General features: G+C 54.4%; 12 protein-coding genes and 2 pseudogenes. 7 read left to right on the top strand and 7 right to left on the bottom strand.

What is annotated here, in order from left to right:
- Window positions 1–190: 190 nt before the first annotated feature.
- The 3 genes and pseudogenes from HT085_RS01850 (at window position 191) to rpoH (ending at window position 3,665) form a co-directional block, all read left to right on the top strand.
- Window positions 191–931, top strand: a pseudogene (locus HT085_RS01850) (DUF808 family protein).
- Window positions 932–999: 68 nt separating this feature from the next.
- Window positions 1,000–2,538, top strand: coding sequence for an apolipoprotein N-acyltransferase (lnt, locus tag HT085_RS01845; RefSeq protein ID WP_003687663.1), 1,539 nt, complete (start codon window positions 1,000–1,002; stop codon window positions 2,536–2,538).
- Window positions 2,539–2,801: 263 nt separating this feature from the next.
- On the top strand, window positions 2,802–3,665 hold the full coding sequence (rpoH, locus tag HT085_RS01840) for an RNA polymerase sigma factor RpoH (RefSeq protein WP_014580118.1): 864 nt from the start codon (window positions 2,802–2,804) through the stop codon (window positions 3,663–3,665).
- A gap of 156 nt (window positions 3,666–3,821) precedes the next feature.
- Here the strand turns inward: rpoH and HT085_RS01835 are convergent, their stop codons facing one another.
- On the bottom strand, window positions 3,822–4,298 hold the full coding sequence (locus HT085_RS01835; RefSeq protein WP_003687659.1) for a TIGR00645 family protein: 477 nt from the start codon (window positions 4,296–4,298) through the stop codon (window positions 3,822–3,824).
- A gap of 99 nt (window positions 4,299–4,397) precedes the next feature.
- Between HT085_RS01835 and HT085_RS01830 the strand changes: the two genes are divergently transcribed.
- Window positions 4,398–5,282 (top strand): YicC/YloC family endoribonuclease, encoded by an 885-nt coding sequence (locus tag HT085_RS01830; RefSeq protein WP_003687657.1) that lies wholly within the window; start codon window positions 4,398–4,400, stop codon window positions 5,280–5,282.
- 90 nt (window positions 5,283–5,372) lie between these two features.
- Here the strand turns inward: HT085_RS01830 and HT085_RS01825 are convergent, their stop codons facing one another.
- The 5 genes from HT085_RS01825 to pgeF form a co-directional block, all read right to left on the bottom strand.
- Window positions 5,373–5,888 carry an RDD family protein gene (locus tag HT085_RS01825; protein ID WP_033908763.1) on the bottom strand — a complete coding sequence of 172 codons (516 nt, stop codon included), beginning with the start codon at window positions 5,886–5,888 and terminating at the stop codon, window positions 5,373–5,375.
- A gap of 75 nt (window positions 5,889–5,963) precedes the next feature.
- Window positions 5,964–6,383 (bottom strand): hypothetical protein, encoded by a 420-nt coding sequence (locus HT085_RS01820; RefSeq protein ID WP_002217668.1) that lies wholly within the window; start codon window positions 6,381–6,383, stop codon window positions 5,964–5,966.
- A 120-nt stretch (window positions 6,384–6,503) separates the two neighbouring features.
- Complete coding sequence (gene holA / locus HT085_RS01815) at window positions 6,504–7,502, bottom strand: DNA polymerase III subunit delta (protein ID WP_003690761.1); 999 nt, start codon at window positions 7,500–7,502, stop codon at window positions 6,504–6,506.
- 1 nt (window position 7,503) lies between these two features.
- Complete coding sequence (locus HT085_RS01810; RefSeq protein WP_003690758.1) at window positions 7,504–7,983, bottom strand: LPS-assembly lipoprotein LptE; 480 nt, start codon at window positions 7,981–7,983, stop codon at window positions 7,504–7,506.
- 51 nt (window positions 7,984–8,034) lie between these two features.
- The gene (gene pgeF, locus HT085_RS01805; protein WP_003690756.1) at window positions 8,035–8,814 is read right to left on the bottom strand and encodes a peptidoglycan editing factor PgeF; all 780 of its coding nucleotides are present in this window, start codon (window positions 8,812–8,814) and stop codon (window positions 8,035–8,037) included.
- Between the two features lie 152 nt (window positions 8,815–8,966).
- On the opposite strand from pgeF, the gene HT085_RS11540 reads away from it, so the two are divergent.
- Window positions 8,967–9,191 carry a hypothetical protein gene (locus HT085_RS11540; RefSeq protein ID WP_225577482.1) on the top strand — a complete coding sequence of 75 codons (225 nt, stop codon included), beginning with the start codon at window positions 8,967–8,969 and terminating at the stop codon, window positions 9,189–9,191.
- Between the two features lie 76 nt (window positions 9,192–9,267).
- Window positions 9,268–10,215, top strand: a pseudogene (locus tag HT085_RS01800) (bile acid:sodium symporter family protein).
- A 152-nt stretch (window positions 10,216–10,367) separates the two neighbouring features.
- Here HT085_RS01800 and rluD read toward each other — a convergent pair.
- The gene (rluD, locus tag HT085_RS01795) at window positions 10,368–11,492 is read right to left on the bottom strand and encodes a 23S rRNA pseudouridine(1911/1915/1917) synthase RluD (RefSeq protein WP_172763932.1); all 1,125 of its coding nucleotides are present in this window, start codon (window positions 11,490–11,492) and stop codon (window positions 10,368–10,370) included.
- Between rluD and HT085_RS01790 the strand changes: the two genes are divergently transcribed.
- A complete protein-coding gene (locus tag HT085_RS01790; protein WP_003687645.1) occupies window positions 11,491–12,294 on the top strand; it encodes an outer membrane protein assembly factor BamD in 804 nt (267 codons plus the stop codon). The genes rluD and HT085_RS01790 overlap by 2 nt on opposite strands.
- Window positions 12,295–12,322 lie beyond the last annotated feature (28 nt).

Raw genomic sequence — 12,322 nt, 5'->3', positions numbered from 1 at the left:
ACGGCTCCCCCTTAAAATTCATGAAATTAGAATCGAAAGATTGTAACACGGCATTTTCTTCTCACGAAACTTTATTTCATGTCCGCCACCGCCTTCAGACGGCATTTTCCTGTTTCATGCCGCCTGATACCGCCCAAACCCGCGTTCTCCTATATAATGTCGGACTTTGCGCCGCATTTCAGGATTTTTTATGGCATTTGCCTCACTATTTACTCTGCCGGACTACATCGCCGCCGTTTTGGACGATGTTGCCCTGATGACCAAAGCCGCCGCAAAGAAAACCGCCGGCGTGGCCGGCGACGATTTGGCACCCAATGCCAACCGGGTTACAGGCGTATCGGCAGAACGCGAGTTGCCGATTGTTTGGCCGGTGGCGAAAGGTTCTTTTGCCAACAAGCCGGTTTTGGTGTCTGCGGCTCTGCTGCTTTCCGCCTTCCTGCCGCAACTCATTACGCCGCTTTTGACGGCAGGCGGGATTTATTTGTGCTTTGAGGGCGTGGAAAAGCTGCTGCACAAGTTTCTGCACCGACATGACGCGCACGATGACGGCGGCGAAACGGCGGTTAACGAGCAGGCTAAAATCAAAGGTGCAATCCGTACCGACTTTATCCTGTCCGCAGAAATCATCATCATCGCGCTGTGCGTGGTCGAACAATACAGCCTGATGACGCGCTCGCTCGTGATGGCGGCAATCGGCATCGGCATGACTGTTTTGGTGTACGGAATCGTCGCCGTCATCGTCAAACTCGACGACTTGGGCATGCTGCTGATGCGCCGCCCACAACCTCGGCCTTTTGCACGATTTCCTGCACGCGCAACACTGGAACGCTGGCTGGACAGAGTATTCCGCCAACCTCGTTGTCGGGCCGCTTTCCGGTTCGATTGCCTGCGCCCCGCCTTGTCGCTGATGAATCGTTTCGGCAGGCATTGATTCCTTTTTCAAATACCGATGCCGTCTGAAAGACGTTCAGACGGCATATTCCGAACAGACAGACGAATATGTTTTCCAAACTGGACAAATACTGGCAGCACCCCGCCCTCTACTGGCCTTTGCTCATCCTTTTTGCCGCCGCCACCCCCTTCGCCTTCGCACCCTACTACCACTTTTGGCTGATGCCCTTGATTTTCGGCGCCTTCGTCCGCCTCATCGAACTGCGTCCGCGTTTTGCCGCCTCTTCCGCCTACCTGTTCGGTCTGACCGCATACACGGCACAGTTCTACTGGATACACACTGCCCTGCACGACGTTTCCGGCCTGCCCGACCTCTATGCCGTACCGCTGACCTTCCTGCTGCCCGCCTACCTTGCCCTTTATCCGGCACTGTGTTTCTGGCTGTGGAAAAAATTTACCCTGCCCCAGGGCATAAAGACCGGTCTGGTACTGCCCATCCTGTGGACGCTGACCGAGTTTGCCCGCGAGCGTTTCCTGACCGGATTCGGCTGGGGCGCAATCGGCTACTCCCAAATCACCCCGGACAGCCCGCTGGCGGGTTTCGCCCCCTTGGGCGGCATCCACATGGTTACACTGGCAACCGCCTTTCTCGGTGTCTGGCTGGTTTTGGCGATCGACAACACCGCACGTTCGGGCAAACGCCTGCTTCCGGCCATTCTGATTGCCGCCCTGCTTGCCGCAGGCTACACCGCCCAACAAACCGACTTCACCCGCCCCGACGGCAGCCGCAGCACCGTCGCCCTGCTTCAGGGCAACATCGCCCAAACCCTCAAATGGCGTGAAGACCAAGTCATCCCGACCATACAGAAATATTACGAACAGGTCGGCAAAACCACTGCCGACATCGTCATCCTGCCCGAAACCGCCATTCCCATCATGCGCCAAAACCTGCCGGAAAACATACTGGCGCAATTCGCCGAACAGGCGCAAAACAACGGCAGCGCGCTCGCCGTCGGCATCAGCCAATACACTTCGGACGGCAACGGTTACGAAAACGCCGTCATCAACCTGACCGGCTATCAGGAAAACAATCAGGACGGCATCCCTTACTACGCCAAAAACCACCTCGTCCCCTTCGGCGAATACAAACCGCTGCCCCTCCTGACCACACCGCTTTACAAAATGATGGACATGCCCCTTTCCGACTTCCGCAAAGGCGGCGGCAAGCAATCCGCCATGATGATGAAAAACCAAAAAATCGCCTTCAACATCTGCTACGAAGACGGATTCGGCGACGAACTGATTGCCGCCGCCAAAGACGCCACACTGCTTGCCAATGTCAGCAATATGGCGTGGTATGGAAAATCCAACGCCATGTACCAGCACCTCCAACAATCGCAGGCGCGGGCTATGGAACTCGGACGCTATATGGTCCGCGCCACCAACACCGGCGCAACCGCCATCATCTCCCCCAAAGGCAACATCATCGCCCAAGCCCAACCCGATACGGAAACCGTATTAGAAGGACACATCAAAGGCTACATCGGCGAAACGCCCTATATGAAAACCGGCAGTTCATGGTGGTTGATGGGCATATTGACCCTAGCCGCACTGATTCTTTTCATCTTCCGAAACAAAGAACACTGATACCTGCACAGTCCGTCCGGACGGGCTGTCTTTTTTCAAACCGGCCGTTTACATACAACCACGTATGTAATATAATTCTAAAATCGAATTGAGCTATCAGGTTTACAAAATCAATCAAACTTGCCTTACAAAATTTTCCTGTCTTTCAAACCTTAGCGTATATCTCCTGCCAAACATACAAAATACAAGCCAAGCAGTGATATACTGCATCCCAACACACCAAACCGCCGATACGCAGTTTCAGCCGAAAGGAAATGCCCCAAATGAATAACGCTTTCGCATTACCCGCCATCCAAAGCGGCAACGGCAGCCTCGAACAATACATCCACACCGTCAACAGCATCCCGATGCTGTCCCAGGAAGAAGAAACCCGCCTCGCCGAACGCCGGATAAAGGGCGACCTCAACGCCGCCAAACAACTCATCCTGTCCCACCTGCGCGTCGTCGTTTCCATCGCGCGCGGCTATGACGGCTACGGGCTGAATCAGGCCGACCTGATTCAGGAAGGAAATATCGGTCTGATGAAGGCGGTCAAACGCTACGAGCCCGGTCGAGGTGCACGCCTGTTTTCATTTGCCGTGCATTGGATTAAAGCGGAAATTCACGAATTCATCCTGAGGAACTGGCGCCTTGTCCGCGTTGCCACCACCAAACCGCAACGCAAGCTGTTTTTCAACCTGCGCAGCATGCGTAAAAACCTTAATGTCCTGTCTCCCAAAGAGGCACAAGACATCGCCGACGATTTGGGTGTCAAACTTTCCGAAGTTCTGGAAATGGAACAGCGCATGACGGGACACGACATCGCCATCATGGCAGACAACAGCGACGACGAGGACAGTTTCGCCCCCATCGACTGGCTTGCCGACCACGATTCCGAACCGAGCCGACAACTATCGAAACAGGCGCATTACGCCCTGCAAACCGAAGGCCTGCAAAACGCCTTGGCGCAATTGGACGACAGGAGCCGCCGCATTGTGGAAAGCCGCTGGCTTCAAGACGACGGCGGACTGACGCTGCACCAGCTTGCCGCCGAATACGGCGTATCTGCCGAGCGCATCCGCCAGATTGAAGCGAAAGCCATGCAGAAACTGCGCGGTTTCCTGACCGAAGAAGCCGAAGCGGTTTGAAATATACACAATAAAATACCCGACAAAACAATTTGTCGGGTATTTTATTTGGTAAACATCAATGCGGTTTGTGCGTCGTGCCGTACACGATTTTATCCGCCCAAGCCATCGCAATCGCCAAAATCAAAAAGCAGACATGCACCAGACACTGCCACATCAGCTGCTTTTCCGACAGATTGGCGGAATTGATAAATGTTTGGAGCAAATGGATGGATGAATACCGATAATCGACATCGACAGCCTTACCTTCAATACCGGTGCATTCACATGGCTCAACCACTCGGGCCGGTCAGGATGGTCGTCGATACGCAACCGGGATACGAACGACTCATACCCGCCAATCTGCACCATGGTCAGCAAATTCGCAATCATAACCACATCAATCAGATTTAAAACAGCGAGCATGATGGCGTTTTCGTCCGACACATCCAAATTCATGACCAGATGCTTCAACGATTTCAAAAACTTATAGGCACAAATCGCCCGTACAACAGTCAGCCCCGCATAAATCGGCACTTGCAGCCAACGGCTTGCAAAAATCATTTTGGCAAAAAACCCATAGCCTGTTCGGGTTTTGGAGATTTTGCTTGATACATTTCCCTTCCTTGCAGCAACAAAAGCGCGTGATTCCAATCTACCGCTGCGAAATCTTCAATTTTTCACACCCGAAAACGCTTGCCGCCATACAGATGTGATATATTGATTCCATTTTAACGAACTTCGGAGAACGACATGAGCAGCGGAAATATCCGCATCCACAGCATGACCGGCTTTGCCAACGCGGCGGCAGAGTGCGGCAGCAAACGCATCAACCTCGACATCCGCGCCGTCAACCACCGCTTTTTGGACATTCAAATCAGGATGCCCGACGATTTGCGCCATTTGGAAAACGGCATCCGCGAGCAGATTTCATCCCATCTGGCGCGCGGCAAAGTCGAATGCAAAATCCAAATTCAAGATGCGGAAAACGGCAATCAGTCTTTGGAACTGAATCGCGTTCTGGTCGGACAGCTTGCCGAAATCAACAAAAACCTCCGCAAACATTATGATTTGGCAAAACTGGGCGTTGCTGATATTTTGCGCTTTCCGGGCGTATTGGCAAGCCAAAAGGAAAATACGGAAGCATTGGCGAAAACCATTGTCGAACTGGCCGACAAAGCACTAAAAGACTTTACCGCCGCACGTCGGCGTGAAGGGAAAAAATTGGGCGAACACCTGTTACAACGCATTAAAAACATGGAAGAAATCATCGATGCTTTGAGCGAAATCTTCCCCGCGCTGGTGGAAGCGCATAAAGAAAAAATCCGCACCCGCCTTGCCGAAGCCGTCGGCAGCATCGACAACGACAGGCTGCAACAGGAATTTGCCCTCTTTATCCAAAAATCCGACATCGACGAAGAATTCAGCCGCCTGCGCACCCACATTGCCGAAGTGCGCCGTATCGTTACCGAACACAAAGGCAGCAGCGGCAAACGGTTGGACTTCCTGATGCAGGAACTGAACCGCGAAGCCAACACTTTGGGCAGCAAATCCATCGCTACCGAATGCACCCAAGCCTCGGTCGAGCTGAAAGTCCTGATCGAACAGATGCGCGAACAGGTGCAGAATATCGAATAGCCCTGCCTTTCTCTCCAAACATGACAATGCCGTCTGAAACTTTTTTCAGACGGCATTCTTGATCGGCTGAAAACCTCTGTTGCAAGCAATTCAAGATTGTTCTTTCACATCCACCAACCTCGTTCCGGCAAGGAAGTCATACAGAAACTGCCGGTCGGGATTCAGCAGGGCGAACCCCCACGGCAAAATCAGCCAAACCAATGCCGCGCCGGCCGCGCCCTTGGGCGGAATGCCGAGGAAGTGGCGCAATCCGGCATAAGCAAGCATAGGAATGAAGACGATGAATATGCACGCCCAAATAAAGCGCAGGCGCAGCAGGTGCAAAGACGGCTGTATGCCGTTAAGGTCGCACAAGCCGATTTTCCATGTCCTCATCGCCAAGGTCTGCCCCTGACCGTGCCAGTTGGCGCGGAAATAAAGCCACCATGCTCCCATTATCAGGATACTCGTTACCAATGCAGAAACCGCGATAGAAACGGGATTCAGAAAAATGGCGGCAATACCGGCAAGCAATGCTGCCAAACAGGTCGCCGCACCGACCAGCAGCATCTCATACAGTATGGCGGCAAAGCGGCGTTTGAGCGGGGCGGTTTTCAGTATCATCATCTTTTCAATCGGAATATGCCGTCTGAAACGCCAACAGACTTCAGACGGCATTTGTGCAAAGATGCCTTGCGGCGGTTAACGGTGCGGACGTTTCTGACCGCGCGACTGTTTTGCCGCCATTTGATTGATTTCCTGACGTGTCGGGCGTTTTTTGAACATAGCGTGCGCCTCGTCCACCGAACATTTTTGCGACAGGCAGATCAGGGTAATCGCATCTTTCTGGTGTTGTCCGCCGCTGTGGTACATACGGCGCAGGTTTGCCTCGTTGATTCTGCCTTTTTCGGGATCGATGTCGAATTTTTTCAGACGTTCGATAAACTGGCGTTGCTGTCGGCGGGATGTCCAAACAAAGCCGCCCGCAGCGGCGGCGACGATGACGGCGGCAAGCAGGATGGCAAGCGGCCAGGAATCGACAATCAATACGATAATGAGGCTTAAAACGGCGGTGGTCAGTAAAATCAGGCCGCCCAAGCGCAGTTTGGTCTTATTGTCCATAGGGTTGATGTTCCTTTATTGAGGTGGTCGTGCCGTCTGAAATGTTTTCGGACGGATTGGTGAATACTTTTCAGGATTAACGGTATTTTACAGTATTTTCGGATTTTGGGGATTACCGCTTTATTCCGCCAGCGACACGACAAGCTGTTTGAATACCGTCCATGCGTCGCCGTCTTCCGCGCCTTTGATGATTCGGTCGATTTGGGCGCAGGTTTTGAGCGCGTCAAGCAGGCGGACGACGGAAATCCGCTTGACCGCAAGCGGTGCGAGCGTCTGTTTGTCGCCCCAAAGCCTGAGGCTGTTGCGGACGGATTGGATGCTCTGCCCCTGTTTCAGGGCAGCGGCAAGCCGAATCAGCGTCCGCACGTCTTCGGCAACCGCCCACAGAAGCAGCACCGGTTCTTCGCCTTCTTCCTCCAACCCGTCCAACAGCCTGCATACGCGCGGGACATCGCCCTTCATCCACGCGCCTGCCAGTTGGAACGCGTCGAAGCGGGCAACATTGGCAACGGCGGTTTGCGCCTCATCGATATTGACGGCATGCCCTTTCGGATACAGCAGCGCGAGCTTGTCGATTTCCTGACGTGCCGCCAACAGATTGCCTTCCACGCGCTCGGCAAACAGTGCCAATGCGTCTGCCTCGATACCCAAACCGATTTTGTCCAGCCGTCCGCGTATCCATTGGGGCAAAGCCGCCGCACCGACCGGTTTGGCTTCCCATACTTCCCCCTTTGCCGCCAATGCGGCAAACCATTTGGACTGGAGCCGGGTTTTCTCCAGTTTGGGCAGCAAAACCAGCGTTACCGTATCTTCCGGCAGTCGGGCGGCAAAATCCTGCAATGCCTCGCCGCCGTTTTTGCCGGGTTTTCCGTTGGGGATATGCAATTCCAACAGTTTCAAATCGGCAAACAGACCCGCACTGCCTGCGGTTTGCAGCAGTTCGTTCCAATCGAAAGACGCGTCGGCGGTATAGGCTTCGCGGTTGAGATAACCCTGCTTCTTCGCCGCCGCCCTCAATGCGTCCACTGCCTCGATACGCAGCAGTTCTTCCTCGCCGTGGATGACGTACAGAGGTTTCAAAGGCGCGTCCGTATCGATGCGTCCGATATGTGCCGCCACGTCATTCCGCCTTCAGAAAGGTCAGGCGGCGGACAATCTGTTCGGCAACATCCTGCCGCATTTCCGCCCACAGGGTTTCTTCTTCTTCCTGTTTGCCCAAAATTTCGTTGTCGGCATAATCCAAAATGCGGCGGACGGACACGGTCATCGGTTTGCCGACCGGCTCGCCGCGTTTCAATACCTGCGCTTCAACCGTCAATATCAAAAGATATTCGTTGATGACTGCCGCACGGGTAACGGTATAGGTTTCCTTGTTTTGGGAAACGCTGTCTATACGCAGGGTCATCTGCGCGCCGGCAGCATCGTCCACCCTGCCCGAAGCCTGATACAGCGCGGTTTCCAAAGGAAACTGCAATGCCTGTCCGCCTTCGATGTGCCAGCTCCGGTAGGTCAGCGGCGGAGAAATGCCGTCTGCACCTTTCAGGTGGAAACCGCACGCGCCCAGCATCAAGGCTGCGGCAGTAAGGAATATTTTGTTCATCGCTTGCCTTTCTCAAAAGCATAAAGTCGGTAGATTATATCAGCGGCGTGTTCAGACGGCATTGCCGTCCAGCCAAATCAGGCTCGCCATACGCCCCGTCGCTCCGTCGCGGCGGTAGGAAAAGAAAATATCCCGTTCCAAAACCGTACAATGCGTGCCGCCGTACACGCCGCCCACGCCTTCGCGCTTCAGAATCAGGCGGGCGAGCGCGTAGAGGTCGGCAAGGAATTTGCCGCCGCCGATGGGTTCAAATGCAGCAGCGGCTTCGGGCATGGACGTGCAGAACGCATCAAACACGTCCTGCCCGACTTCAAACGCATCCGCACTGATGGCAGGGCCGAGATACGCCATAATTTCGACAGGCGGAACCTTCATCGCGGCAATGGTGTTTTGCAATACGCCGCCCGCCAAACCGCTCCAGCCCGCGTGTGCGGCGGCAACCGCCGTACCTGCCCTGTCGCAAAATAGAACGGGCAGACAGTCTGCAGTCATCACGGCACAGACGGCTTTACCCGTGTCGTCCACGGAAGCGTCGGCATCGGGCGTGCCGTCCAATGCTTCGGCAGCATTGACGACAATGGTGCTGTGGATTTGATTGAGATAGGCAACGGGCAATCCGACCTGCTGTTGCACGATTTCGCGGTTGCGGCGCACGGTTTCAGGGTCGTCGCCGACGTGCGTACCGAGGTTCAAACTCTGATACGCACCTTGGCTCACGCCGCCGTTGCGCGTGGTAATCAGGGTTTTCACATTGGCGGGCGCGGGCCAATCGGCGGTCAGGAAGTTTTTGCCTTTCGGGGCGAGATTTAGGGTTTCTGTGATGGTTTTCATTGGATATTGGAATAGGTGTGCGGCGGAAAGGGTTGATTAACTGCCTTCGGGGCAAATGGATGCTTGTTTTTTCGTCATTCCCGCACAGGCGGGAATTCGGAGATTCGGGATTGTTTTCAAACGTTCGGGTTTGGATTCTTGCCGGTGCGGGAATGATGCCCTTATATACTTTCTCCGAGCTTTATATGCTTCAACAGGGGACGGCACATCAAGCACCGCACTGCGTGTTGCCCGAACGAGGCTGCCCTCCGATTAGATTCTATCGCTATAAACAGACGGGTTTCAACCGAAAAGGAATGGGGATAAAGTCCATTTCCGACACCTCTCGGGCGATGCCGTCTGAAAACCAATCTCCACTTTCAGACGGCATTGTTTAGGCGCGGTCATTTTGCAAATTAAGGTTAAGGCGTGTATGCTTGCCTTCCCTTAAAAACAAACACGCAACGCATTATTATGAATATCCTCAGTAAAATCAGCAGCTTTATCGGAAAAACATTTTCCCTCTGAACCTCGCTCTTTGCCGCCGCCGCTTTTTTCGCGCCCGACACCTTCAAATGGGCGGGGCCTTATATTCCTTGGCTGTTGGGCATTATTATGTTCGGTATGGGTTTGACGCTCAAACCTTCCGACTTCGATATTTTGTTCAAACATCCCAAAGCCGTCATCATCGGCGTAATCGCACAATTCGCCATTATGCCGGCAACCGCCTGGCTGCCGTCCAAACTGTTGAACCTGCCTGCCGAAATCGCGGTCGGCGTGATTTTGGTCGGCTGCTGCCCGGGCGGTACGGCTTCCAATGTGATGACCTATCTGGCGCGCGGCAATGTGGCTTTGTCGGTTGCCGTTACGTCTGTTTCCACCCTGATTTCCCCATTGCTGACTCCCGCCATCTTCCTGATGCTTGCCGGTGAAATGCTGGAAATCCAAGCGGCCGGTATGTTGATGTCCATCGTCAAAATGGTTTTGCTCCCCATTGTTTTGGGTTTGATTGTCCATAAGGTTTTGGGCAGTAAAACCGAAAAGCCGACCGATGCGCTGCCGCTGGTTTCCGTTGCCGCCATCGTGCTGATTATCGGCGCGGTAGTCGGGGCAAGCAAAGGCAAGATTATGGAAAGCGGCCTGCTGATTTTTGCGGTTGTCGCACTCCGCAACGGCATCGGCTACCTGCTCGGCTTCTTTGCCGCCAAATGGACCGGCCTGCCTTATGATGCACAAAAAACGCTGGCCATCGAAGTCGGTATGCAAAACTCGGGCCTGGCCGCCGCGCTTGCCGCCGCACACTTTGCCGCCGCGCCGGTCGTTGCCGTTCCGGGCGCATTGTTCAGCGTGTGGCACAATATCTCCGGCTCGCTGCTGGCAACTTATTGGGCGGCCAAAGCCGGTAAACATAAAAAACCCTAAACGCCTTTCATCATAATGCCGTCTGAACGGGGCAAACGAAACCGGCGGTTTCTGCCCGGCCCCTTCAGACGGCCTTTGTTTGAAATCGGCGGGGACGATTGCCCGGCTGCTCCGGTTCGGCTGCCTGCGTTCGCCCCGCCTTTCAAGCCGCCTCACTCCCTTACATAAACCACTTCGACATCGTAGTCGTCTTCGTTCCAATCGTCATCGTCGTCCGCGCCGAATTTGTCCTGCCATTCCTCTTCATTGCTCAAAGACGAATCCAAACCGGCTTCAAGACGGAGGACGGACAACAAATGATATATGTCGTCCGGAATCGGTGCCTCAAACGAAACGGTTTCGCCGCTTTCCGGATGGGTAAAACTCAAGCGGTAGGCGTGCAATGCCTGACGCGCGCCCAAACTTTTAACGGCTTCTTTCACCGTGTCGCCGCACGGATGGCGCGGGTTGCCGTAAACCGGGTCGCCGGCAAGCGGATGGCTGGCCTCGCGCATATGGACGCGGATTTGGTGCGTCCTGCCCGTTCCGAGCGAGCATTCGATGTAGCTGTGGGCAAGATAGCGTTCCAACACTTTGACGTGGGTTACGGCAGGCTTGCCGCCGAATTTGACGGCTGCCATTTTCAGGCGGTTGTGCGGATCGCGTCCGATTTGGGTTTCGATTTTACCGTCGAAGGGGACGATGCCGTTGGCGACGGCGCGGTAGATGCGTTTGACCGTGCGTTCTTGAAGCTGCCTCACGAGGGAATTTTGCGCCGGCAGGGTTTTGGCAACCACCATCAGCCCGCTGGTTTCTTTGTCCAAACGGTGTACGATGCCCGCGCGCGGAATTTGGGACAGCTCGGGGCAATGCGCCAACAGGCCGTTGAGCAGCGTCCCCGTCCAGTTGCCCGCCGCCGGATGCACCACCAGTCCGGCCGGTTTGTTGACGACGATGACGGTATCGTCTTCGTAAACAATATCCAAATCCATAGGCTCCGGAACAAACGCCAGATTTTCCTCACTCGGACGGACGGTTACACAAATTTGCTCGCCGCCTATCATTTTGTCTTTGGGTTGCGAAGGTTTATCGTTTACAATAACCGCGCCTTCTTTAATCCATGATGTCAGGCGGCTGCGCGAATAGTCGGGCAGAAGTTTCGCCAACACCGCATCCAGCCGCCCGCCGGCAAGCTCGGGCGGAACGGTCAGACCGATACGGTTTTCAGTTCCGGAAGCTGACGCAAAGTCTGAATCGTCGCTATAATCGGATTCATTATCAAAGGAAGTATTCTGCATGAAAAAAATTCTTTTAACGGTTTCATTAGGTTTGGCACTGAGTGCCTGTGCCACTCAAGGTACGGCCGATAAAGATGCCCAGATTACCCAAGATTGGAGTGTGGAGAAGCTCTATGCCGAAGCCCAGGACGAATTGAACAGCAGCAATTATACGCGGGCTGTCAAGTTATACGAAATCTTGGAATCGCGCTTCCCCACCAGCCGCCATGCCCGGCAATCCCAACTGGATACCGCATACGCCTATTATAAAGACGATGAAAAAGACAAGGCTCTGGCGGCAATCGAACGCTTCCGCCGCCTCCATCCGCAGCATCCGAACATGGATTACGCGCTGTACCTGCGCGGCTTGGTGCTGTTTAACGAAGATCAGTCCTTCCTGAACAAACTGGCCTCGCAAGACTGGTCCGACCGCGACCCGAAAGCCAACCGCGAAGCGTACCAGGCGTTTGCGGAACTCGTCCAACGCTTCCCGAACAGCAAATACGCCGCCGATGCGACCGCACGCATGGTCAAACTGGTCGATGCTTTGGGCGGCAATGAAATGTCGGTGGCGCGTTACTACATGAAACGCGGCGCATATATCGCCGCCGCCAACCGCGCCAAAAAAATTATCGGCAGCTATCAAAATACACGCTATGTCGAAGAATCACTGGCCATATTGGAACTTGCCTACAAGAAGTTGGACAAGCCCCAGCTTGCCGCCGATACGCGCCGCGTATTGGAAACCAACTTCCCGAAAAGCCCGTTTTTGACGCACGCTTGGCAGCCCGACGATATGCCCTGGTGGCGTTACTGGCATTAAGCCCATCCTCGAAATGCCGTCTGAAGCC

Source organism: Neisseria gonorrhoeae, from assembly GCF_013030075.1.
Classification (GTDB): Bacteria; Pseudomonadota; Gammaproteobacteria; order Burkholderiales; family Neisseriaceae; genus Neisseria; species Neisseria gonorrhoeae.
Note: the sequence above shows the minus strand (reverse complement) of the source record. Positions and strands in the feature narration are given on the sequence as shown.

What these genes read in the sequence shown, in the direction of transcription:
- lnt (WP_003687663.1), top strand. Translation starts at nt 1,000, where the DNA reads ATGTTTTCCAAACTGGACAAATACTGGCAGCACCCCGCCCTCTACTGG.
- HT085_RS01810 (WP_003690758.1), bottom strand. Translation starts at nt 7,983, where the DNA reads ATGAACAAAATATTCCTTACTGCCGCAGCCTTGATGCTGGGCGCGTGC.
- HT085_RS01825 (WP_033908763.1), bottom strand. Translation starts at nt 5,888, where the DNA reads ATGATGATACTGAAAACCGCCCCGCTCAAACGCCGCTTTGCCGCCATA.
- HT085_RS01830 (WP_003687657.1), top strand. Translation starts at nt 4,398, where the DNA reads ATGAGCAGCGGAAATATCCGCATCCACAGCATGACCGGCTTTGCCAAC.
- HT085_RS01820 (WP_002217668.1), bottom strand. Translation starts at nt 6,383, where the DNA reads ATGGACAATAAGACCAAACTGCGCTTGGGCGGCCTGATTTTACTGACC.
- rpoH (WP_014580118.1), top strand. Translation starts at nt 2,802, where the DNA reads ATGAATAACGCTTTCGCATTACCCGCCATCCAAAGCGGCAACGGCAGC.
- pgeF (WP_003690756.1), bottom strand. Translation starts at nt 8,814, where the DNA reads ATGAAAACCATCACAGAAACCCTAAATCTCGCCCCGAAAGGCAAAAAC.
- rluD (WP_172763932.1), bottom strand. Translation starts at nt 11,492, where the DNA reads ATGCAGAATACTTCCTTTGATAATGAATCCGATTATAGCGACGATTCA.
- HT085_RS11540 (WP_225577482.1), top strand. Translation starts at nt 8,967, where the DNA reads ATGATGCCCTTATATACTTTCTCCGAGCTTTATATGCTTCAACAGGGG.
- HT085_RS01790 (WP_003687645.1), top strand. Translation starts at nt 11,491, where the DNA reads ATGAAAAAAATTCTTTTAACGGTTTCATTAGGTTTGGCACTGAGTGCC.